Genomic DNA, 532 nt, shown 5'->3' with positions numbered 1-532 from the left:
TAAGGTAGCGCCTTTTTTAACTCCATGGTCTGGTACGTCATCAGCTGGATAGCTATTAGTTTCCGCTTGGTCTTCCATTTCGCCAACTGATACTAAACCAGTTACAATTTTATGGTTAGTGAACTCTGGTTTTCCGTTACTTCCCTTGGCCATATCAGCTACGATTAGAGCTTCATTACCAAAGAAAATCTCACGTGAATTATAATCTAATTTCATTTTTTCTCTTTTCTATAATTTCATTGAATTAGCATAATTAGCACCTTTTTTCAATGTTGTTTTAACGTCTTGCATACCCTTTTTTTCAACTAAGAAGTACATGCCATGATAGCCACTAGTATAATTAGCTCTAGTCCCTGCATTAACTACTATTTTATCGCCTTTTTTAACTTGCTTTAAGTTACTTGACAATTGCCCAGTATTTTGATATCTGGCATAAGTATAGGTATGACCGTGGCTTCTGATTAATCTAGTTCTTCGGCTTGCAGCATTTGCCTTAGCCTTAAACTCTGCTTCAAACCAATCGCCCATGCGT

The 532-nt window shown here is 36.8% G+C and carries 2 protein-coding genes; both read right to left on the bottom strand.

Annotated features, from left to right (window positions below; translation table 11 throughout):
• A partial coding sequence (locus tag BAZ21_RS27525; protein WP_256022888.1) for a hypothetical protein occupies positions 1-216 on the bottom strand: 216 nt, incomplete at its 3' end.
• A gap of 12 nt (positions 217-228) precedes the next feature.
• Positions 229-532, bottom strand: a 304-nt coding sequence (locus BAZ21_RS27520) for a hypothetical protein (RefSeq protein ID WP_068505952.1), incomplete at its 5' end; no start/stop codon positions are given.

It is taken from the genome of Paenibacillus kribbensis (assembly GCF_001705305.1).
Classification (GTDB): Bacteria; Bacillota; Bacilli; order Paenibacillales; family Paenibacillaceae; genus Paenibacillus; species Paenibacillus kribbensis_B.
The sequence above is the reverse complement of the archived record's forward strand: the minus strand, read 5'-3'. Positions and strand labels throughout refer to the sequence as shown.